Source organism: Vibrio sp. EJY3 (assembly GCF_000241385.1).
Taxonomy (GTDB): Bacteria; Pseudomonadota; Gammaproteobacteria; order Enterobacterales; family Vibrionaceae; genus Vibrio; species Vibrio natriegens.
In genome coordinates this window covers 2,854,607-2,876,235 of sequence record NC_016613.1, presented here as the reverse complement: position 1 = coordinate 2,876,235, position 21,629 = coordinate 2,854,607, and the positions used below count along the sequence as shown (strand labels likewise).

Below are 21,629 nucleotides of genomic sequence, written 5' to 3'. Positions count from 1 at the left end.
ACGCCTTAAACAAATAAACCAAACACACCAAACATCATGGTAGAGACAAACGCGATCATCAGACCAACCGCTGACTCATAAGGGATGAGCTTAAGACGCTCGCGGATATCCATGTTGAGTGCACCACCTGTTGCGTGGAAGAAGCTACCATGAGGCATGTGATCAAGGACGGTTGCACCAGAGTGAATCATTGCTGCGCCTGCCAGTGCAGGAACACCAAGCTCAAGAATCGTGTGGCTAAATACGCTCGCTGCTACTGCTGTACCAGCGGTTGTCGAAGCGGTAGCCAATGACATCATTGCACCAGAAATTGGAGCAAGTAAGTATGATGGCAGACCTGAAGCAGTGAGGACTTCAATCAGGCCTCCTTTAAGACCAGAGTTAGCGATGATGCCTGCGAGTGTACCGGTACCCAATAGCATGACAGCGACAGGAGCCATACGGGTTAGACCTGATACGGCAAAGTGGTTGGTGTCGTTAAAACGACCCATGACAGCAGTGCCGATCAGGCCACCAAGAGGCAAAGCGATAAGAGGGTCAACGTTAATACCAGCGATTGGGCGCAGTGCCAGTAGCGCGATAGCCACAAGTGGAGCGACGATGGCAGCGCCAAAGGTTGGTAATTTCTTGCGGTCAACAGAAACCACTTCGCTTGCTTGTACCATGCTTCCTTTATTGCTTAGACGCTTAGCTAAAAAGTAAGCGAGCGCAAGACCAAACAGGCCAGGGACAACGCCAGCAAGCATTACGGAAGTCAGCGGTACGTCAAAGGCATCAGCGGCTGCGATGGCATTTGGATTTGGTGACATTACGTTACCGGCTTTACCACCGCCAACCATTGCCAATAGTATCGCAGTTTTAGAAATGCAAGCACGCTGGGCAATAGCTAAAGCAATGGGAGAAACCGTAATAACGGCAACATCAACGAATACACCAACTGAGGTTAAAATGAGAGTCGCTAGCGCCAGCGCAAGTAGTGCACGAGTTTCGCCTACTTTTTTGACAATCGTTTCTGCGATAGAAGTTGCCGCGCCAGATTCTATCAGCACACCAGCTAATACGCCGGCAGCCAGAATACGAAGTACCGCTGTCACGATACCTTGAGCCCCACCAATCATCAGAGAAACGGTGTCCGTCAGTGAGACACCACCAACAACGCCACCAATTAAGGCACCGATGATCATGCCGTACGCTGGTGGGACTTTCTTTAGAATTAGAGATATCGCCACAATTAATGCGGCCAAGGCTCCAAGAGTAGAGACTTCAATCATTTTATATTACCCAAGCTAGTGATTTAGTCTGGCCAATATAAAAGGCACGATTCAGTCAGTCTTTGGACGATGAAACAATCTTTCTTTTAAAAAACAACTCAATTACTGTGCGTCTGCATATTTTTCGTTTTTCAAGTGGCTAAACGAAGACCCAAGATATAGTTGAATTATCGAATCTAAACTGTTGATATCTAAAGATGTTATTTGGGAGATCTTATCAAGGCGATAGCGCAGAGTATTACGGTGAATATGAAGAGTGCAACAGGTTTGATGTGCATCGCAATTTTGTTCGAAATACACCTTGAGCGTCTTTATGAGAGTGCCTTTGGAATCACTCAGTTGCAGCAATTGATAAGGCTGACATAATTGCTGTAGTTGCCAGGGTTCATTTTTTACCGAGCTGAGTAGTACCGGAATGCGATAGTCCTGACAGAAGAAAACTTGCCCAGGCTGGTTTTGCGTCAACTCCATGGTGCGTTTGGCCGTTTGATAAGACTGGGCTAAACCTTGCAGAGAAGGGAAGTAATCGCCCAGCGTAATCCGGATTTTAAACTTACCTTGCGTTTTTACCCGGCGTAACAATTGGTTTGCGCTCTTGATTTCGTTCTCTTTCGACCAACCGTTTACCGTTAACGTGATAGGTTTGAGCACGACGACTTCAAGCTCTGATACGGAAATGATTCCGACTAAGTTATCGCGCTCTGGGTACTCGAGCAGGTGTACCAGCTGCTGCAAGTGCTCCAGCAGCATTGGCTTATTATTACTCGGTATGACTTTGACTACCGCAGCAATTCTTGGTTGAGACAGATCGAGATCAAGACGCTCTGCGATCGAGGTCAGTTGATTATCATTTAAAGTTGAACCTTGTATGAGCTGAAGAACAAGTTCTTCCCGGTGGCGTTTGTTCCATTCAATTTGTGACATCAGAGCGGCTTGTTCGATGATCAACTCTGCGGTCATTTTCACCAGCTCACCATAATGGTGAACCTCCTCTGGTGCACCGGATATACCAATAGCCCCGATTACCTGATTGCGATAGATAATTGGCAGATTAATTCCGGGTTTGACGCCTTTGAGGTTATTAACCGCGGCCTGATTGATCTCGACAATGCGTCGCTCATTGATTGCGAGAACAGCACCTTCATGTTTTTGTTGTAAGCGAGTACTGTCACCTGAGCCAATAATACGCCCCTTTTCATCCATGACGTTGACTGAATGAGAGATGATTGTCATTGTTCGCTCAACGATTTGTCGGGCAATGTTTTCGTTTAACTGCATACTCGTTTTATAAACCCAGCTCTAGTGGTGGTTTAGCGAGGCATATTAACTGATAATAAAGAGCATAAGTATTGATTTGACTTATATTATTGTCAGTTAAGATAAATGAAGGAAATAGGATGGACTACGAATTTAAGAAAAACACCTTAGATGGTAGTTACTATTGTCACTGCTCAATGGAGCACGAAATTATCGGGCGTTGGTTACAAGAAGAAATTGGTAAGGAACGCCATCATATCGCAGAAGTAGATGCGCTTATTTCTTCGGCTATCAGTAAACCAACTCAAGAGTATTCGCTTTTGGGAAGAGAAATCAGTTTGATGATTTGTGGTGATGAAGTAACGGTACAAGATAATGCATTGCTGCATCATTATGAACAAGACAAAGACAGCGAGTTCGAATTGTACGACTGTGAAAGCACCGCTAGCTGTGGTCTCGAAGACTTTATGACTCTTATAGAGCAATGGAAAGAGTTTTTGAACATTTAATGCACAATTTTGGGTAATCAATTGTAGCTTGCTTTATATTTGGGAAAGAGGTGCACTGTTATGGTGCGCCTTTTTTTGTTTGTATTGTAACCAATAGCCTTTAATTCCTTTAAATCAATAACTTAAAAACTTGGCACGTAGATTGGATTATTAGAAGTGTTTCAGGATGAATGCTTCGGAGAGAATTTAATGAAAATAATCAATGCCATTATAAAGCCATTTAAGTTAGACGATGTACGTGAAGCGTTGGCTGACGTAGGCATCGAAGGTATGACGGTATCAGAGGTTAAAGGTTTTGGTCGCCAAAAAGGTCACACAGAGTTGTACCGCGGCGCGGAGTACCAAGTGGACTTTCTACCAAAAGTAAAAATAGAAATCGCAACTCATGCAGATAATGTCGATCGTGTGGTAGAAGCCATCACAAAAGCGGCGCAAACAGGAAAAATTGGTGACGGTAAAATTTTTGTATACGACCTGAATCAAGCTGTTCGCATCCGTACCGGTGAAATGGACGCAGAAGCACTTTAAAAGTATTCAAGGGATTGGAGACACTATTATGGAATTAGCAACAACAGTAACAGAGTTACGTTACGCACTAGACACTTTTTTCTTCCTCATTTCCGGTGCATTGGTCATGTGGATGGCAGCGGGCTTTGCCATGCTTGAAGCAGGCCTCGTTCGTTCTAAAAACACAACAGAAATTTTGACTAAAAACTTTTGTCTGTACGCGATTGCTTGTACGACTTACTTAGTCGTTGGTTACAACATCATGTACGTTGATAACGGCGAAGGTGGTTGGTTACCATCACTAGGTGCCCTTATTGGTTCTCAAGGTGAAGGTGCAGACCATTCACTAGAATCAGACTTTTTCTTCCAGGTAGTATTTGTTGCGACAGCGATGTCTGTAGTTTCAGGTGCAGTTGCTGAGCGTATGAAGCTATGGTCATTCCTGATCTTCTCTGCAATCTTGACTGCATTCATCTACCCAATGGAAGGCTACTGGACTTGGGGCGGCGGTTTCCTATCAGAAGCGGGCTTTAGTGACTTTGCTGGCTCAGGTATTGTACACATGGCAGGTGCTTCTGCTGCACTAGCTGGTGTTCTGCTACTGGGCGCTCGTAAAGGTAAATACGGTAAAAATGGTGAAATCCACCCAATCCCAGGTTCAAATATGCCTCTAGCAACGCTAGGTACATTCATCCTATGGTTTGGCTGGTTTGGTTTTAACGGTGGTTCTCAGCTAATGGTCTCTGACTTCGAGAACGCAACCGCGGTTGGTCAAATTTTCCTAAATACGAACGCAGCAGCGGCAGCGGGTTCTATTGCAGCATTGTTTGTATGTAAGACAACTTGGGGCAAAGCTGACCTAACTATGATCCTAAACGGTGCATTGGCTGGGCTGGTTGCAATCACAGCGGATCCACTATCACCATCACCACTTTACGCAGTTGCAATCGGCGCAGTAGCAGGTGCAATCGTAGTATTCAGCATCATTGGTCTTGATAAACTTAAAATTGATGATCCAGTTGGCGCGATTTCAGTACACGGTGTATGTGGTTTCTTCGGCCTAATGGTTGTTCCTCTAAGCAACGGTGACGCGACATTCGGTGCTCAGCTTCTAGGTGCAGCAGTTATCTTTGCTTGGGTATTCGGTGCAAGTTTGGTTGTTTGGGCAATCTTGAAAGCAACAGTAGGCATCCGTGTAAGCGAAGAAGAAGAGATGGAAGGCATGGACATGCACGACTGTGGTGTAGGTGCATATCCAGAGTTCGTCACAGCGAAATAAAATTTACCATGTAGCATATTGTTACACTTCACATAATGAAAAACCTGCCACTATTGGCAGGTTTTTTGTATCGATCATTGTTTTACTATTGAAGATAAATATAATAACGCAACTGATAAACGTTATCATTACGAATACTTAAAGGATTGATCCATGAAAAAAGTGCTAACTCTTTCTGCTTTAGCTTGTGCAACACTTGCTCCAACAGCCATGGCTGCTGAAGAAGTAAACGTATACTCATACCGTCAGCCGTTCTTGGTTGAGCCTATGTTTAATGAGTTCACAAAAGAGACAGGCATCAAAGTAAACGTTAAGTTTGCTAAGACAGGTATTGCAGAAAAGCTGGTTCAAGAAGGTGAATACAGCCCAGCTGACGTGCTTCTAACTGTTGATATCGCACGTCTAGCAGAGCTAACCCAGAAAGGTGTAGTTCAGCCAGTGGATAGTCCAGTTCTAGAGAAGAACATCCCAGCTCAATACCAAGATTCAGCAAACGAGTGGTTTGCTCTGACGACTCGTACTCGCAGCGTATACTCTTCTCGTGACCGTGTAGGTAAACTAGGTAAAGACTTCACTTACGCTGACCTGGCTAAGCCAGAATTTAAAGGCAAGATCTGTACTCGTAGCGGTAAGCACCCATACAACGTATCTCTCGTTTCTTCTATGATCGCTCACCAGGGTGAAGCGGCGACAAAAGAATGGCTAGAAGGCGTGAAAGCTAACCTTGCTCGTAAACCTCAAGGTAATGACCGTGGCCAAGTTAAAGCGATCAAAGAAGGTCTATGTGACGTTTCTCTGGGTAACAGCTACTACTTAGGCAAGATGGTTAACGACAAAGAGCAGAAAGCTTGGGCTGATTCTGTATACATCAACTTCCCTAACCAAGAAACGACTGGTACTCACGTAAATATCTCTGGTATGGCGATGGCTAAGTACGCGCCGAACAAAGAAAACGCACTTAAGCTTATGGAGTTCCTAGCGGGCGACAAAGCTCAAAGCATGTACGCAGAAGTGAACTTTGAATACCCAGTGAAAGCTGACGTTAAGCCTTCTGAGCTAGTAGCATCTTGGGGTGAATTTAAAGCAGATACTCTTTCTCTAGATGAGATTGCTGATCACCACGAAGCTGCGATCAAGCTACTAGACGAAGTTAAGTTCGATCTTTAATCGTTCGCTTGATATCAGTCGGTGAGAAGTTGAACCACCGATGATAAATTTACAGCCTCAAGTCGCTCTTTTATCAGGGCTACTTGAGGTTGTTTGTTTATAAGGGTATAACTAGCCCTAATTAATTAAAAGGATATGAGATGTATTTGCAGGTGCATTTATCTCTCACTCAGCCTGGCTGTAATTAGGCAATGAAAGAAAAGAATTATATATGGAAAACCAGTAGCGGAGCGTTGGCTTTGCTACTGGTTTTACCGATCTTAGCGATCTTCTACACCGCAGTTGGTGATACGGATGAGCTGTTTGCGCACCTTATGGCGACAGTTATGCCTACCTATATCTATAACACTATTACGCTAACCATAGGTGTGATGGTGTTGTCTCTCGTCTTTGGTATTCCGTGTGCCTGGTTTATGGCGATGTGTAAGCTGCCTACCGAAAAATGGCTGCAGTGGGCACTGGTTTTACCGTTAGCGATGCCGGGATACATCATCGGGTATATTTTTACCGATTGGTTCGATTTTGCCGGTCCGATACAAATCTTTTTACGCGATATAACCGGATGGGGCCCCAAAGAGTACTGGTTCCCGGATATTCGTACTTTGTCCGGAGCAACGTTTGTGCTGGCCCTGGTTTTGTATCCATACATTTATCTGCTCTGTCGAGCTGCATTCATGGAACAAAACGTGTCACTGTTGCAAAGTGCGCGTCTTCTTAAATGCTCACCATGGGAAAGCTTCAGGCGTATTTCTCTTCCTTTGGCTCGTCCTTCAATGGCTGTCGGCTTATCACTGGTTGCAATGGAGACCATCGGCGACTTCGGCACTGTCAGCTACTTTGCCGTTAATACGTTAACAACCGCGGTATACGATACTTGGCTTGGGTACTCTAATCTTAATGCTGCGGCCAAAATTTCCGCCATCATGCTGGTGATCGTCGTGCTGCTATTAAGTACAGAGCGTTACAGCCGAAGAAAGCAGAAACTATTCCAAAGCCAGTTTAACAGCCACGAAGATTTTCGTTATGAATTGACGGGCTGGAAAAAATGGGCAGCACTGATTTGGTGTTGGGGACTGGTTTTAATCGCATTTATCCTGCCGCTAATGCAGTTGGTTGATTACTCAATTACTTACTTTGCGCAAAGTTGGACGCCACAATTCCGTGAGTATGCCTGGAATAGTCTGGTTGTGTCGGTTATCGCGGCAATCATTGGTGTTGTTGTTGCTCTTGTGGTGAATTTTACTTACCGAGTCAATGGCAAGAGGACAACGCTTACCTTTATACGCTTATCCTCAATGGGGTATGCGGTGCCCGGTACGGTACTCGCGATTGGTGTGATGGTGGCCGTTTTATTTATGGATCACCGCATCAATGATGTTGCCAAAGCAATGGAGTGGGGCAGACCTGGGCTAATATTTTCAGGTTCAATGTTTGCAATTATTTTTGCCATGGTTGTGCGTTTCTCCGCCGTTGCCATTGGTAGTATCGAAAGTAACTTAAACAAAATCTCCCCGTCCTTGGACATGGCATCACGTACCATGGGTTGCACACCGAATTCCATGTTATGGCGTGTTCACTTTCCGCTGGTTAAGCGTGGCGCACTTATCGCTGCTCTGTTAGTTTTTATCGAGTCGATGAAAGAGCTCAATGCGGCTCTTCTTTTGCGCCCGTTCAACTTTGAAACACTGGCAACCTACGTTTATAACTTTGCTTCGGACGAGCACTTAGAGTTGGCAGCTTTACCGGCTGTGTTGTTGGTTTTTGTTGGGTTGATCCCACTTGTTGTCGTTAACCGTTCACTGGAGCAAAATCACTAATGAGCTGCGCATTATCAATTAAAAACCTGACCTGCCACTACGATGACCAAACGGTTTTAGAGTCATTATCTCTTGAGGTTGAGCAAGGCCAGATTGTGTGTCTGTTGGGTGCTAGTGGCTGTGGTAAAACGACATTACTAAAAGCGGTAGCGGGATTGCTGCCTTTGTCTTCTGGCCAAATGAGTCTCAACAGCTTGATTATTGATGATGGTGAGAATTGGTTACCGCCAGAACAGCGCAATATTGGTATGATCTTTCAAGACTATGCGTTATTTCCGCACCTTACTGTGGCTGAGAATATCGCTTTTGGTCTGAAGAATGAAACGGCCCAACAGAAGCTTTTGAAAGTGGAAGAGATGTTGGGATTGGTTCACTTAAAAGGCTATGGGGATCGCTATCCTCATCAGCTGTCAGGTGGTCAGCAGCAACGTGTGGCTATTGCCCGTTCTTTAGCTTACAAACCTGATTTGCTGTTATTGGATGAGCCGTTTTCCAACATTGATACTCAAGTGCGTCACGAGCTGATTCGCGAGATCCGTAAAATTTTTAAGCAGCAAGGTGTAACTGCGATTTTCGTGACTCACAGTCGAGAGGAGGCTTTTGCCTTTTCTGACAAGATGGCCGTGATGAACAATGGCATTATTGAGCAGTATGGAACAGCTTCAGAGTTGTACTACCAGCCTTCGAGCAAATTTGTCGCTGATTTCCTGGGCGGTGGTAGCTATCTGGCTGCAACCAGAGTGTCACATGGCGAGTTTGAGACGCATCTGGGTGTGATAGAAGCAAGTGCTCAACAGGACATTCAATTGCAGGAAGAATGTGCGTTACTACTTCGTCCCCAACATGTTCAGGTTCAGGCCGATGAAGAAAGCGCCGTGAAAGTGCTGGAGCAACACTTTATGGGTGATCACTGCCGCTATGTGATTGATGTGAACGGAGACAGATTGCTGGCTACTTCGGTTCAAGCTTTGAATGTGGGCGACAGTGTTGCAGTAAAAATCGATACTCAGGGTGTATTGGCGTTTGCTTAACGTTTGTATTCCAGAAATAAAAAGGCCCGGCGGTGATGCCGGGCAAGTGTTCCTCTACTTGCGACTTAAGTGACTGCCAGCAACTTGAAGCCAGACAAGTTCAGCTTAAAGAGACAAGAAATCTTTAAACTGTTGAAGAACACGTTCCGCAGTATCTTTATCTTCCATCTCGGCAAATATACGCAATAGTGGCTCAGTACCAGAGAAGCGAGCAATAATCCATCCACCGTTCTTAAAGTAGACTTTTGCGCCGTCTTCGTAGCTGACTTTTTCGATTTCAAATTCAAACTCAGGTAATTGTTTATCAACATAAATCTTGTTGAATAGCGCTTCTTTTTGCCCAGGTTTGAACTTGCAATCACCTTCAGCCATATAGGCATAGCCATATTTACTGTAGATTTCATCTAATAGCTCGGATAGCTTCTTACCGGTAACGGAAATCATTTCTACTAACAAGCTGGAAGCAAACACCCCATCTTTGCCTTTTATATGGCCACGAATAGTTAAACCACCTGAACTTTCCCCGCCGATCAACGAGTCATCTGCTTCCATTTGAGAGCTGATGTGCTTAAAACCTACTGGTACCTCAAAGCACTTTTCACCGTGATCTTGTGCGATTTTATCGAGCAGGTGAGTGGTTGCGATGTTACGTACTACTGAGCCTTTCCAGCCTTTGTATTCCAGTAAGTAGTAATACAATAAGATCAGCACTTCGTTGGGATGAATGAAATTCCCTTTTTCATCGATAATGCCCAAACGGTCAGCATCACCATCAGTGCCGATACCAATGTCGTAACCTTGTTCCTCGACTAAGTGCATCAAACGGTAAAGCGTTGCTGCACTTGGTGATGGCATTAAGCCACCAAAATCTGGGTTTTTACCATCGTTGATGACATCCACGTCACAACGACCATTGATCAACACGGTCTGTAGCGCATTCTTCGCCACACCAAACATAGGATCGACAAGCACACGGAGATTGGCTTTTTTGATCGCTTCTATATCGATAAAGTTGATGATTGAATCCACGAATTCGTTCATCGGGTTAATGACTTCAATTAAGTGATCATCGATAGCCTGTTCAAAGTCGACGCTTTTCACATCGCTTGCTGTGAGCGTGGCGATTTGATCTTCAATCTTCTGGGTGATGATTTCATCCGCGTCGCGACCGCCTTCGATAAAGACTTTAATCCCGTTGTAATCGGCAGGGTTATGCGAAGCCGTGATACATGCTGAGTAAGCGCAGTTCATTTCCTTCGCTTTGAACATAACAATCGGCGTTGGGACAAACTTATCGATGAAGCTCACGACAATGCCATTTGCTGCCAATACCTCAGCAAACCAGCGGCCTGCTTTGTCAGAAAGAAAGCGGCGATCATAGCCAATCACAAAGCCGCGTTCCGCGACAGATTCTGCATTGGTGATGTTTGCGACTGCTTGAGCAACCAAGCGTACATTCTCTTTAGTGAATTCTTCACCAATGAATGCGCGCCAGCCACCTGTACCAAATTTGATCATGATTCGATCCTCAATAAGAACGGTAACGTGCCGTGCCTTATTTATTTGCTAGCGAACCGGTGTACCCAGTAAGAGCCAAGTACACCGGAAAAATTAAAAGGGGAACGTTTCCCCAAAGCGAATTAACCTAGGGTAACGATCACTTCGTTTACTGAGCCTTCAGGTTGCACTGGTACTGATGTTCCATTCACAGCTTCACCGTTCAGAGTGATTGACTTCACGCCTTTGCTTACCGTGTCAGGGTTTACCACTTTAATGTTGTACGTCGCTCCAAGCCATTGGCGCGTCACTTCAAAACCTGGCCAGTTGGTTGGAATGCATGGGTCGATAGTTAATCCATCAAAACCAGTACGAACACCGAGAATGAAGTTTGTGACCGCAAAATAAGCCCAGCCAGAGGTACCCGTTAGCCAAGGGTGGTTAGCACGACCGTGATCCTGATGATCGCGTCCCATGATGAACTGAACGTATGAGTAAGGTTCTGCAATGCGTTTTTCGATGATGTCGTTTTGGTTGTATGGGTTGAGTGCATCGTAGAACTTCATTGCACGGTCACCGCGACCGAGTTTCGCTTCTGCTACCCACGCCCAAGGGTTTGGGTGTGAGAAAATAGCGCCGTTTTCTTTCACGCCTTGGTATACGCGTGTCACGAATCCAATATCGTCGTTTGGTGTTGCGAATGATGGCGAGTTCAGGTGCAAGCCGTATTCAGAGAACAGGTTCTCGTCTACCGCGTCCATTGCCTTTTCGCCACGTTCTTGAGATACCGCACCAGACAAAACCGCTAGTGTGTTTGACTCAAGGTGTACGCGGCCTTCTTTTTGCTGCGCAGTACCGATCTTGTCACCGTTTTTCGTTAGACCACGGATGTACCAACCGCCTTCGTCGTCCCAAAGGTGGGTTTCACATGCTTCGCGAACGTTGGCTGCCATCTCTGTATATTTCTCAACGTCGGCGTCTTTGCCTAGGAATTTTGCCAGGTCGATGAATTCTTGTAGTGCCCAGAAGTGTAGGAAAGACACCATTGATGATTCACCACCACCTAGGTTGAGACAGTCGTTCCAGTCTGCGCGTAGTCCTTTACAGATCCCTGTCTGGCCCACGTATTCAGCAGAGAAGTCTAACGCTGCTTTCATGTGCTCATAAACCGATGCATCGCCGCCATCTGCGTAAGGGATCACTTCATCAAAGAAGCTGTGCTCGCCTGTTTCCATCACATATTTACAGATGGTTGGCACTAACCATAGATGGTCATCAGAACAGGTGTCCTCAATGCCGTGAATCTTGTCTTCGTCAGACGGAGTCGGAACCACAGTTGGTGACTTAGATGGTTTCACATCCGCTTTCTCTGGATCGAACCAATCAGGATCAAACAGGTGTAGACCGTAACCTGCTTTAACTTGGCCACGCAGAAGATCAACAATGCGTTTGCGTGTCATTTGTGGGTTTGCATGAGGCACCGAAATCGCATCTTGTGCCGTATCACGGTAGCCAAGGCCCGTACGACCGCCAACTTCGATGAAAGAAGCAAAACGAGACCAAACCACACACGTCTCTGCTTGGTATAGCGTCCAAGCGTTGATCATGGTATCCAGACCTTCGTTTGGTGATTTTACTTGGAATTTGCCACAGCGCTCATCCCAGTGTGCTTTGATGCCAGCAAACGCGTTATCTACTTCTGCTAGGTCTTGGTATTTAGTGCGCAGACGCTCACCATTGCCTTTACCGATACCTAGGATGTAAGCGAAGCGAACTTCTTCACCTGGTTGGATAGTAAATTGCTTATGCAGGGAACCACAGTGGTTGTAACAGGTTTGTGCGGTGTTAAAGCACTTGCCTTGTTCTACCGCAAGTGGGTTTGCTTCGTCACGGTATAGCCCCAGGAAGCTGTCACGCTGGCCGTCGTAAGAGTCAGGATCAAATGTAGAAGCTAAGTAGTAGAAGCCTTCAACATCGTTCGTGTTGTAGTACAGGTCGTATTCAATAACGCCTTGTTTGTATTCCGTTCCTGCAGAATACAAAGACATTTGATGGTTTTGATTGTCTGACTGAATGTGACTGAAAGAGAACTCAACAAATGAGAAAGCACTGATGGTGCGTGGTTTGTCAGAGGTGTTCTTGATGACCACGTCCCAAATTTCGGCATCTTCACCTTTTGGTACGAATAGCGTTTTCGTTGCAGTAATGCCGCTGTATTCACACTTAAATTTAGAGTATGACAAACCGTGGCGAACTTCGTAGCTCGCTTCATCAAGGCTTTTTGCTACAGGTTGCCAAGAAATAGACCAGTAATCACCCGTTTCGTCATCTCTCAGGTAAACATAGTGTCCCGGGCGATCAAAGGTCGCATTGGGACGGAACTTGGTTACACGGTTGTATTCTGGTGAGTTGTAGAATGAGTAGCCACCTGCATTGTGTGAAATAACCGTACAGAACTTTTCAGTACCCAGATAGTTAGTCCAAGGAGCAGGTACATCTGGACGGGTAATGACATATTCACGATTTTCGTTATCGAAATAGCCGTATTTCATTTGTGTCGTTCCTTTTTACAAAGCTGCTTGAGCAGCCAAAAATTAAAATTCTTTAAAGCGCGCTGTCGTCGCGTATGTTTACGTTACTTCCACGGTTGGCGGTAATTCACTCCCTGCAGATCGAGCAGTGGAAGGTGTCCCTTCAAACGTGATAGGTAATCAGTCCAGTTGCGGTGCTGCTTATCGGTCCAGCATGCTTCCGCTAATGCCGTCAGGCGGGGAAATATCATGTAGTCCATACGCGGTTGGTTATTGATGATTTCGCACCAAAGTGCAGCCTGAATGCCCCGAATACGTTTTCTAACCGGATCGTCGTCTGCCACTTGTGCTAACGGCTCCTAGCTATACGCTGTCTCCAGTGGAATCGGGTTTGCCCAATCCACTCCAGGTTCTTCTGGCGCGTAGTCTTGAGTCATATCCAAGTAGGTGGTTTGGGCGGGTTGCAGCACCACATCGAAGCCTTGGCGAGCACAATTGAGAGCCGCTTCTTCACTTAGCCATGAGTAGATAACGGTATCTTTACTAACCTTGTTGCCATGCTGAGCTTCTTCCCATCCCAGCATTCGTTTACCAAGCCCGCGAAGTTTGTCTTCCGCATGACGCAAGAAGTGACCTTGCAGTTCTTTGTAGTCGCTATAGCCTTGTTGCTCCATCAACGCCTGACAGGCTGGGCTTTGCGACCAGACACCATGTGGTACTTCATCGGCCCCAATGTGGATATATGGTGCAGGGAATAAAGCGACAACTTCTTCCAGTACTTTGTCGATAAATTCGTAACTGCCCGGTAGCGCTGGGTTAATCACGTTATCGTTGTAGTGCTGAATACTGCGATATTCGGTGGTGTCTTCTGCCTCTACAAGCATGTGAGGTAGTGATTTAATGGCGGCGCGACAGTGGCCTGGTACGTCAATTTCAGGGATGACGGTAATACTGCGCCGCGCCGCATAGGCAACCACTTCTTTTATTTCTTCTTGGGTATAAAACCCGCCATAACGCTGAGACAAATGTGTATATTGCGGTTCAATGGACTCATCTAACCCGCGCCATGCCCCAATATTTGTCAGCTCTGGCAGGGATTTAATCTCGATTCGCCAGCCTTCATCGTCAGTAAGATGCCAGTGGAAGGTATTAAACTTGTAGTGTGCCAGTTGGTTGATAAGACGTTTCACTTGCTCTACGGAATGGAAGTGTCGTGCACAATCGAGCATCATTCCGCGATATTTGAAACGAGGTCTGTCTTTAATTGAGCAACAGACCACTTCCATAGAAGTATCTTCCCCATTTCTTCTGATAAGTTGGAGCAGGGTCGCACTAGCATGGGTGAATCCAGACTTTGAACCAGCCTCGATTTTTATCGATTCTTCGGTCACTTTGAGCCTATACGCACCTTTATCTAGAGTTGGATTACTTTTAAAGATAACCTGACTGTTATTAGACGCAGTAAGCTCAAACTGGTGAATACGTTTTAGTTCATCGAGCAACCAATCTTTTGCTGAATTGGCTAAATCGGAGTAAGTACTGATTCCAACACGGTTGTGAAGAGAAAAATAACTCTCGTGAACTTCAATATGGTTTGGCTTAGGTAATAAAGGCTGAGCGTGAATCAAACTCGGTGGAATGTCACTACGCTCGCGGTATGGCGAAGCCAGCACGATAGGTGTTACGTCAACCTCGGCTCGCTGGGTATTACCATTGACGACAAAATCAACCAGAGCTTCATTTAGCCCGTCTGAATAATAGCGAAATGGATTTGAACCAATACTGAACTCACAATAGAAATTGTGATTAGCCGCCAGTACCATACTTTCTGGTTTGAGAGTACAGAAGCTCCCAACTTGGTTAAGTACACCGTTAGATACGCTGTCAGGTAAAATGAAGCGATCAAAAGCAAACGTCAGGTGCCAATCATGAAGATCTTGGTCACTTAAGTTATGAAAAGTTAGTCCAAAGCGACAATTTTGCTTTAGCTCAGATAGGACGACGAGGTCAACGCGATATTCCATATCTACTCCTGTTCTACCGATAGCGAGTAAAGGTTATGTTCAGGCTTGCCAGCAAACATAAGGGCTCCTTCAATCGCATCAAATTGAGGTTCTACAATCCACTTTTGAACGGGCGGAGATAGCCAGTGGAGAATGCGTTCAGCAATGCTTCCCATTAAACAAATACGGGGCGCTCCACGCTTGTTAAGTGCCATGAGAAACGTTTCTATATCTGCAGCGGTTTGTTTTAACATTTCAATGGCGAGCGTATCGCCTTGTTGTGCATGCTGGAAAATAGCTGGAGAAAACTGCCCGTAATCACGAGGTAATGCTTGTTTTGACCAAGCAACCACGTTATCTACGTCATTTTTGAAGTGTGCCATGACGTGCTGGGAGAGCGGGGTTTTCTCTCGGATACCATCTTCTGCCAATAAAACCTGCTGAATTAGGCGCAGCCCCATGACAGCACCACTACCTTGGTCTGAAATCGGAAACTCTCGGCCTCCGACAACATGTTGTTGCAATCCTTTGAGGTAGATGCCGCAAGATCCAGTTCCTGCAATCATGATCGCGCCGTCTTGGCCGTTATGTGCGCCGATGCAAGCTCCGTAGGCATCTGTGTTTAATGTCATGCTGGCGAAAGGATGAGCGAGAGACATAAAAGCATTCCAAGAAGCTTTGTGTTCAGCCCCTGCGAGTGCTAACCCAACATGCATAGACGAAAAGTCTTGCTCAGATAACCCGCCTTGCTTAGCTGCCAACGAAATTGCCTCAATGATAGAAGTCATCGCCACTTCAGCACCAAGCATGATGTTGGCGCTGCCAGTTTTTGCTTCACCAAGAAAATTACCCTGGACGTCTTTAATGCGAGCGCGGCAAGAAGTACCGCCACCATCAATACCGACAAAATAGAACGCCATGGTATTACTCCTTAACGTCTACTGATAGGTGGTGAGCTTGGCTCATGATCGCGAGTAAGTACCACGCACCATGTGGGATCCATTGCTCTCCCCAACGCCAGTTTTGTAGGATGTCGTCCTTTTGTGCTGGTGGGTTAAAGGCGATGTCATTCTCGTCTTCAAAGCCACCAGTGATGCCATTACAGATGCCGCCTTTAGCGTTAAAGAACCCATATTGTGGAAGGTAGTCTGGGTTGTTTCGGCCATGGCCATCGAGCATGCACATGTCGTATGGATTTAAGCCAACGATCCAGTTAAGCGCATCTTGTCCAAGACGTATCAGCTGTTGTTGTGTCTCATGTGATTCGATATAAGGCTGAGCGAGGTAAGACATTGATGCTAGTGAACCCAAGCGAGCATTCTCACCTTGCCACCAATAGCCAGATTCATTGTTGTGGGCAACAAAGAAGGCATCACGTTTCGATTCTTCAACGCCTTTGACATATTGACGAGGGTAGCCAAATGGATTGGTGACACGATTGGTGAGCTCTAATTCAAATTCGCATGCCTGGTTGACCGTCTGTTTTATGGACGCAGCCAACTCGGAGTCGTCTTCGATAGATAGGTATTCACAAAGAGCAATCACTGGTAATCCAGCTTCCGCTGCATGGAAGTAAGGGCGGCTACCATCTTGATTGGCTGACCAAAAATGCTTGAATTTATCATCACTCATTTGGCGGTCTGCCAGGCGTGAAGCCCACAGACGGCTTTCGTCCAAGTAACGGCTTTCTTTGGTTGTTTTGAACAGTTCAACACTGGCAAGTAGGGCACAGTACTCGTCTATGATGTTCTCTTCGCCATCATTGAGATATTGCTTGTTATGCTCTTTTAGGTGCCAGTAGCCATTCTCTGCGGTATTTAAATATTGCTGTTGATTGAACTCACCATGAACGGCTAAACGCGATGCAGCAGCAAGCGCCGCTATCGCGACTCCGCCACCTTGTCGGAAGCCAGCTTGATAATCATCGAACTTGTGACCAAGTTGCGTTTCGAACGCACAGATCTCACGTTGGGCGGTATCTTTGCTCCATTTATCAAATACCGTCATGTAAAAGAAACCTTTCTCGTTTTGCATGCGAACAAGGAAGTCTGCACCATACAACGCTTCTTCAATAAGACGTGTGCGCGTGAAGACCGCGATATTGTCGTTAGCCTGAAATAAAGAAAATCCTTTTAGCATGTTCCAAACCACCATAGGGGTTTGTTGAGGATTAAGGTAGTTTGCGTACGAAAGGTGACTTAGATATTTGCTTACATCACCAGACGCATCGTACCAACCGCCATGAACATCGGTTGTCTGTTCGGAATTTAATAGCGCAGCCTGACGATCGGCATGATCGAAAATTCCACCGCAACGCTGAGATTTAAAGTAGTGGATCACATCGGACAGAGTGCGATCCAAAAGAAGTTGTTCAGCAATTTCTAGCTGAGAAGAACAGTCGTTATCAAAGCGAAGATAATAGTGGCCTGGGATCTCAAAGGACGAAAAATCGATAAGATAAAAATACCCCTGATGCCAATTCGCTACTTTCCCTTGCTCTTGTACCGAAAAGGTAGCAACGATTTGCTCGCTTTTGGCACAGACCAGTGTGGCAGTATCAGAAGACAAGTGTGATTGTTCTGTCTGTATTACCGCTTTTTTCGGCCCCAGACGCTCATAACCAATTTGGTTAGTCAGTAGCAGCATTTAATGTCTCCGCGAAACAAAAACAATTGGAAATGGGCCAGTGTTCTCTGGCCCTAGTTATGCTTAGTTCTCAAATAGGTAACAACGGACAAAGTGGTTTTCAGATAGTTGGGTAACGCCTGGTAGTTGTTGGCGACACTTATCTGTTGCGTGTACACAGCGCCCCGCAAATGGGCAACCGACAGACTCCGGAGTCCAGAGAGGGATCTCTCCTTTGTTTCCTTTCAGTTTCTCGTGAATGGATTTAGATGGATCGGGTACTGCAGAAACCAACAATTGAGTGTATGGGTGTTGAGGATCATGAATGATTTCCTCTGTGTCTCCCCATTCCACCATGTGTCCGACGTACATGACTGCCAAATCTTCCGCGATGTAGCGCGCCGTTGCGATATCGTGAGTGATGTAAAGCAGAGACATTTGTTTCTCGAACTTCATCTCTTCCATCAGGTTTAGAACACCTGCTCGAATCGAGACGTCCAGCATTGACGTAGGTTCGTCTGCTAATACGACTTCTGCACCAACTGCAATGTTACGCGCTAGGTTTACACGCTGACGCTGACCACCAGAAAGCTGGTGAGGGAACTTTTGCGCGGTCTCTTTAGGCGGAATAAGGCCTACTTGTTCCAGCAAGTCATACACGCGTTCTTCCAGCTCTTTCTTGTTGCCCGGTGACACTTTTTTATGGATAAGCAGTGGCCGTGCAATATGGTGGAAAATGTTGTGCGTTGGGTTTAGTGAGCCAAACGGGTCTTGCCAGACCATTTGCACTCCTTCTCGGTAAGACATTAGATCTTGTCTTGATTGAATATCTTGAATATCACGTCCTTTGTATTCAATGATGCCTTCCGAAGGGGCGTACATTTTCGCGATCATTTTTGCGGTTGTAGATTTACCTGAGCCAGATTCACCTACAACAGACAAGCCGCGGCTTTTATACATTTTGAATGATACGTCGTTGATCGCGCGCATCTTGGACTGCTTGATAGAATTGCTATTTAGCGGGAAGTCTTTAACGACATTTTTACCCTCAATCAGCAACTCGCCGAGTTGTTTGCTCATAATTCTCTCCAGTGTAATTTTGTTCGTAGCTAACGTGATTTCGGGACCTTAAACCTTAGCCTGAGCAATGGTTTCGCCATACAAATGGCAGTTTGAGAAACGACTTGGCTCTATCTGACGCAATTGAGTCGGTATTTTCGTGCATGCTTCGTGAACACGGTCACAGCGAGCCTGAAAACGACAGCCTTGCGGAATTTCAAGCAAGTTCAAAGGGTTTCCCGGGATACCCGTTAGTTTGGTCTTTGGACCTGTTAGTGGAGGGAAAGAGCTACCCAAACCTTTTGTGTATGGGTGGTAAGGACTTTCCAAAATTTGCTTTGAAGGTGCGACTTCAATAAGTTCACCTGAATACATAATTCCGATGCGATCGGAAAACTCAACCATCAACGATAAGTCGTGAGTGATAAACAGAATTGAGAAGCCAAACTCTTCTTTAAGCGCATAAATTTTTTGCAATATTTCACGTTGAACCACAACATCGAGAGCGGTTGTTGGTTCATCCATGATGATCATTTTTGGATTCAGAGCCAAAGCGATCGCAATCACCAAGCGCTGACGCATGCCACCAGAAAACTGGTGAGGGTAGTCACTAAGTCGGCTAGGGTGAATATCGACAATTTCCAGTAAACCTTCTGCGCGTTTCTTGGCTTGCTCGCGAGTCATGTTGGTATGACGCATGATTACATCGCAGAACTGTTCTTCCATGGTTAGGACAGGGTTCAGGGCGTTCATCGCGCTTTGGAATACCATTGACATCTCACTCCAACGGAATGATTGCATACGGCTATCACTGTATTGAAGGATGTCTTCACCATTGAAGATAACTTCCCCTCCAGTGATGAACGCTGGCGGCTTATGGAGACGCATTAGCGAGAAAGCAACGGTTGATTTACCACAGCCAGATTCTCCCGCCAGACCAAAAACTTCGCCTGGTGCAATGTCAAAGCTGACGTTATTACAGGCGCGGACATCGCCCGCATCTGTAATGTAATCTACGCATAGGTTACGGATAGAAATTAGTGGTGCAGTCATGATTATTTATCTCCGCTCCATAGTGCATTTTGTGGTGCCAATTCAGGCTCACGTTCTTTCTTGTCTTTTGCTGCTAGCTTCTTCCAGCGTTTCATACCTTTATGAGAACGAAGTTGAGGGTTAGCAATCTCATCAACGGCAAAGTTCAGTAGAGCCAGGCCAGTCACCAGTACTGTCAGTGCAATACAAGGTGCTAATACTTCCCACCATGCGCCGATCAGCATTGCTGAAGAGGTTTGAACGTTGTAAAGCATGATGCCCCAGCTGATGGTGTTTGCATCGCCTAGTCCCAAGAATGAGATAACGGCTTCTGTGTTGATGGCCAGCATGACTGAACCGATAAAGCTTGCACCTACGATAGGAATTAGGTTTGGCAAAATCTCAACAAAGATGATTCGGAATGAAGACTCGCCAAGAACTTCTGCTGCTTTAACGAACTCTTTTTCACGCAGAGCCATAGTTTGTGAACGGACAACACGTGCGCCCCATGCCCAGGATGTACCTGCGATAATTAAGGCGATGGTGAGTGGACCTGCTTCACCGATAAATGCGGCAAGTACGAACAGCAATGGATACTGAGGAATAACCAGCATGATGTTCATGGCAGCACTTAAAATGTCATCCACTTTACCGCCGAAGTAACCTGCTGAGATACCAATGACCGTCGCTAGGAAACACACGATGATACCGGCACCGAAACCCACACCTAGTGATACGCGAGCACCGTAAGCTACTTGTGACCAGATATCGCGGCCCATACGGCTGGTGCCTAATACATGGTCAGCCTTTTTCGACATGATCAGTGTTCGACGGTCATCTGCCAGATTTTGGGCAACCCAGCCATCAGGATTACTTTGTGCCTGCTTTACTACAAACCCCGGATATTCATGAGGGTTGCCTGTGCGTTTGTCTGGCGCATGTTTGGTAATGAGAGGCGCAGCCACCGCGATAAAAATGAAGATGGTAACGATGGCAAGGCCAATACGTGCAAATGAGTTACCTAAAATAAGTTTAAAGAGTTCTTTCATGATTATTTGCCTCCGGTACGTAAGCGAGGATCTAGAATCATGTACAGCATGTCAGCCATCAGGTTGAAGCAAAGCATGAACATCGTCATGATAATTAACTGACCTTGAAGTACTTGGTAGTCACGTGCGTGGATCGCATTTAATAGGACGGTGCCTAAGCCTGGATAGTTGAAGATCATTTCGATGATTAGCTGACCACCAATCGCCATACCCAAAGACATTGAAAGTGCAGTGACACTTGGAAGTAACGCGTTACGCGCTGCGTAATTGAATACCACACGGTTTTCACTAAGACCCTTACCTTTAGCCATTGTGATGTAGTCTTCAGCTAACAGGTTAATCATGTTATTACGCATGTTGACGAGGAAGCCGCCAATTTGAACGATGGTCGCACAGAACAGAGGAAGTATTGCGTGGTATCCGACGTTCTTAATGAAATCCCAGCTTGTCCAATCCGGAATGGTACCCGGAGTGTACGCGTAACCAGATGGGAACCACTTCAAGCCAATTGAAAAGGTAAATAGTGCTATCATTGCGATAACCATTTGCGGAATAGCTTGAATAATAAGAGTACCTGGCGTGACGAACGCATCGTATTTGCTACCACGTTTCCATGCCGCAAAAATACCTAGTACTGATGCGATAGAAAACGAAAGTACAACTGCAGTACCGGCTAAGAAAAGTGACCAACCAAAGGCACTACCAAGCAAAGAGTTGACTGAAAGTGGGTAGAACTGAATTGAAGTCCCTAGTTCCCAGCTCAGAATGTTTTTGATGTATGACAGGTACTGGATATAAATAGGGCCATCCACAAATCCCATCAGCTCCTTCATAGCTGCGATTCGTTCTGGCGTAACCTGTACTGAAGCGTTGGCAAACATCATGGTAACTGGGTCACCAGGCATTGCTCTAGGAATGATAAAGTTTAACGTCGCTGCAACTAAGAGCGCGACAAGATAGAACGACAAACGTCTTAAAAAATAACCCATAACTTA

The 21,629-nt window shown here is 45.8% G+C and carries 16 protein-coding genes and 1 pseudogene; 6 read left to right on the top strand and 11 right to left on the bottom strand.

Annotation, left to right across the window (positions count from 1 at the left end):
* Positions 1–5 precede the first annotated feature (5 nt).
* Both VEJY3_RS12910 and VEJY3_RS12905 read right to left on the bottom strand, forming a co-directional pair.
* A complete protein-coding gene (locus tag VEJY3_RS12910; RefSeq protein WP_014232925.1) occupies positions 6–1,271 on the bottom strand; it encodes a GntP family permease in 1,266 nt (421 codons plus the stop codon).
* A gap of 102 nt (positions 1,272–1,373) precedes the next feature.
* Positions 1,374–2,549 carry a sugar diacid recognition domain-containing protein gene (locus VEJY3_RS12905; RefSeq protein ID WP_014232924.1) on the bottom strand — a complete coding sequence of 392 codons (1,176 nt, stop codon included), beginning with the start codon at positions 2,547–2,549 and terminating at the stop codon, positions 1,374–1,376.
* Between the two features lie 119 nt (positions 2,550–2,668).
* Here VEJY3_RS12905 and VEJY3_RS12900 point away from each other — a divergent pair, with 119 nt between their 5' ends.
* The 6 genes from VEJY3_RS12900 (at position 2,669) to VEJY3_RS12875 (ending at position 8,838) form a co-directional block, all read left to right on the top strand.
* The gene (locus VEJY3_RS12900; protein WP_014232923.1) at positions 2,669–3,037 is read left to right on the top strand and encodes a YacL family protein; all 369 of its coding nucleotides are present in this window, start codon (positions 2,669–2,671) and stop codon (positions 3,035–3,037) included.
* 189 nt (positions 3,038–3,226) lie between these two features.
* The gene (locus tag VEJY3_RS12895; RefSeq protein ID WP_005386570.1) at positions 3,227–3,565 is read left to right on the top strand and encodes a P-II family nitrogen regulator; all 339 of its coding nucleotides are present in this window, start codon (positions 3,227–3,229) and stop codon (positions 3,563–3,565) included.
* 28 nt (positions 3,566–3,593) lie between these two features.
* Complete coding sequence (locus VEJY3_RS12890) at positions 3,594–4,823, top strand: ammonium transporter (RefSeq protein ID WP_014232922.1); 1,230 nt, start codon at positions 3,594–3,596, stop codon at positions 4,821–4,823.
* Between the two features lie 153 nt (positions 4,824–4,976).
* The gene (locus VEJY3_RS12885) at positions 4,977–5,990 is read left to right on the top strand and encodes a Fe(3+) ABC transporter substrate-binding protein (RefSeq protein WP_014232921.1); all 1,014 of its coding nucleotides are present in this window, start codon (positions 4,977–4,979) and stop codon (positions 5,988–5,990) included.
* 191 nt (positions 5,991–6,181) lie between these two features.
* On the top strand, positions 6,182–7,807 hold the full coding sequence (locus VEJY3_RS12880; protein WP_014232920.1) for an iron ABC transporter permease: 1,626 nt from the start codon (positions 6,182–6,184) through the stop codon (positions 7,805–7,807).
* Complete coding sequence (locus VEJY3_RS12875; RefSeq protein WP_014232919.1) at positions 7,807–8,838, top strand: ABC transporter ATP-binding protein; 1,032 nt, start codon at positions 7,807–7,809, stop codon at positions 8,836–8,838. The genes VEJY3_RS12880 and VEJY3_RS12875 overlap by 1 nt, the downstream gene beginning before the upstream one ends.
* 105 nt (positions 8,839–8,943) lie before the next feature.
* On the opposite strand, the gene VEJY3_RS12870 is transcribed toward VEJY3_RS12875, so the two are convergent.
* The 9 genes and pseudogenes from VEJY3_RS12870 to VEJY3_RS12830 form a co-directional block, all read right to left on the bottom strand.
* Positions 8,944–10,356 carry a phosphoglucomutase/phosphomannomutase family protein gene (locus VEJY3_RS12870; protein WP_014232918.1) on the bottom strand — a complete coding sequence of 471 codons (1,413 nt, stop codon included), beginning with the start codon at positions 10,354–10,356 and terminating at the stop codon, positions 8,944–8,946.
* Positions 10,357–10,478: 122 nt separating this feature from the next.
* On the bottom strand, positions 10,479–12,887 hold the full coding sequence (locus VEJY3_RS12865; RefSeq protein ID WP_014232917.1) for a GH36-type glycosyl hydrolase domain-containing protein: 2,409 nt from the start codon (positions 12,885–12,887) through the stop codon (positions 10,479–10,481).
* An 83-nt stretch (positions 12,888–12,970) separates the two neighbouring features.
* A pseudogene (locus VEJY3_RS12860) lies at positions 12,971–14,890 on the bottom strand (beta-N-acetylhexosaminidase).
* A 2-nt stretch (positions 14,891–14,892) separates the two neighbouring features.
* A complete protein-coding gene (locus VEJY3_RS12855; protein WP_014232915.1) occupies positions 14,893–15,789 on the bottom strand; it encodes an N-acetylglucosamine kinase in 897 nt (298 codons plus the stop codon).
* A 4-nt stretch (positions 15,790–15,793) separates the two neighbouring features.
* On the bottom strand, positions 15,794–17,515 hold the full coding sequence (locus VEJY3_RS12850; protein ID WP_014232914.1) for a glycoside hydrolase family 9 protein: 1,722 nt from the start codon (positions 17,513–17,515) through the stop codon (positions 15,794–15,796).
* Between the two features lie 63 nt (positions 17,516–17,578).
* Positions 17,579–18,574 carry an ABC transporter ATP-binding protein gene (locus tag VEJY3_RS12845; protein ID WP_014232913.1) on the bottom strand — a complete coding sequence of 332 codons (996 nt, stop codon included), beginning with the start codon at positions 18,572–18,574 and terminating at the stop codon, positions 17,579–17,581.
* A 48-nt stretch (positions 18,575–18,622) separates the two neighbouring features.
* Entirely contained in the window at positions 18,623–19,606 is a 984-nt protein-coding gene (locus tag VEJY3_RS12840) for an ABC transporter ATP-binding protein (protein ID WP_014232912.1), read from the bottom strand.
* Between the two features lie 2 nt (positions 19,607–19,608).
* Complete coding sequence (locus VEJY3_RS12835) at positions 19,609–20,634, bottom strand: ABC transporter permease (RefSeq protein ID WP_014232911.1); 1,026 nt, start codon at positions 20,632–20,634, stop codon at positions 19,609–19,611.
* Positions 20,635–20,636: 2 nt separating this feature from the next.
* Entirely contained in the window at positions 20,637–21,623 is a 987-nt protein-coding gene (locus tag VEJY3_RS12830) for an ABC transporter permease (RefSeq protein WP_014232910.1), read from the bottom strand.
* Positions 21,624–21,629 lie beyond the last annotated feature (6 nt).

Excerpts from the sequence above, each read along its gene's own strand:
- VEJY3_RS12910 (WP_014232925.1), bottom strand. The coding sequence starts at position 1,271 with ATGATTGAAGTCTCTACTCTTGGAGCCTTGGCCGCATTAATTGTGGCG.
- VEJY3_RS12905 (WP_014232924.1), bottom strand. The coding sequence starts at position 2,549 with ATGCAGTTAAACGAAAACATTGCCCGACAAATCGTTGAGCGAACAATG.
- VEJY3_RS12900 (WP_014232923.1), top strand. The coding sequence starts at position 2,669 with ATGGACTACGAATTTAAGAAAAACACCTTAGATGGTAGTTACTATTGT.
- VEJY3_RS12895 (WP_005386570.1), top strand. The coding sequence starts at position 3,227 with ATGAAAATAATCAATGCCATTATAAAGCCATTTAAGTTAGACGATGTA.
- VEJY3_RS12890 (WP_014232922.1), top strand. The coding sequence starts at position 3,594 with ATGGAATTAGCAACAACAGTAACAGAGTTACGTTACGCACTAGACACT.
- VEJY3_RS12885 (WP_014232921.1), top strand. The coding sequence starts at position 4,977 with ATGAAAAAAGTGCTAACTCTTTCTGCTTTAGCTTGTGCAACACTTGCT.
- VEJY3_RS12880 (WP_014232920.1), top strand. The coding sequence starts at position 6,182 with ATGAAAGAAAAGAATTATATATGGAAAACCAGTAGCGGAGCGTTGGCT.
- VEJY3_RS12875 (WP_014232919.1), top strand. The coding sequence starts at position 7,807 with ATGAGCTGCGCATTATCAATTAAAAACCTGACCTGCCACTACGATGAC.
- VEJY3_RS12870 (WP_014232918.1), bottom strand. The coding sequence starts at position 10,356 with ATGATCAAATTTGGTACAGGTGGCTGGCGCGCATTCATTGGTGAAGAA.
- VEJY3_RS12865 (WP_014232917.1), bottom strand. The coding sequence starts at position 12,887 with ATGAAATACGGCTATTTCGATAACGAAAATCGTGAATATGTCATTACC.
- VEJY3_RS12855 (WP_014232915.1), bottom strand. The coding sequence starts at position 15,789 with ATGGCGTTCTATTTTGTCGGTATTGATGGTGGCGGTACTTCTTGCCGC.
- VEJY3_RS12850 (WP_014232914.1), bottom strand. The coding sequence starts at position 17,515 with ATGCTGCTACTGACTAACCAAATTGGTTATGAGCGTCTGGGGCCGAAA.
- VEJY3_RS12845 (WP_014232913.1), bottom strand. The coding sequence starts at position 18,574 with ATGAGCAAACAACTCGGCGAGTTGCTGATTGAGGGTAAAAATGTCGTT.
- VEJY3_RS12840 (WP_014232912.1), bottom strand. The coding sequence starts at position 19,606 with ATGACTGCACCACTAATTTCTATCCGTAACCTATGCGTAGATTACATT.
- VEJY3_RS12835 (WP_014232911.1), bottom strand. The coding sequence starts at position 20,634 with ATGAAAGAACTCTTTAAACTTATTTTAGGTAACTCATTTGCACGTATT.
- VEJY3_RS12830 (WP_014232910.1), bottom strand. The coding sequence starts at position 21,623 with ATGGGTTATTTTTTAAGACGTTTGTCGTTCTATCTTGTCGCGCTCTTA.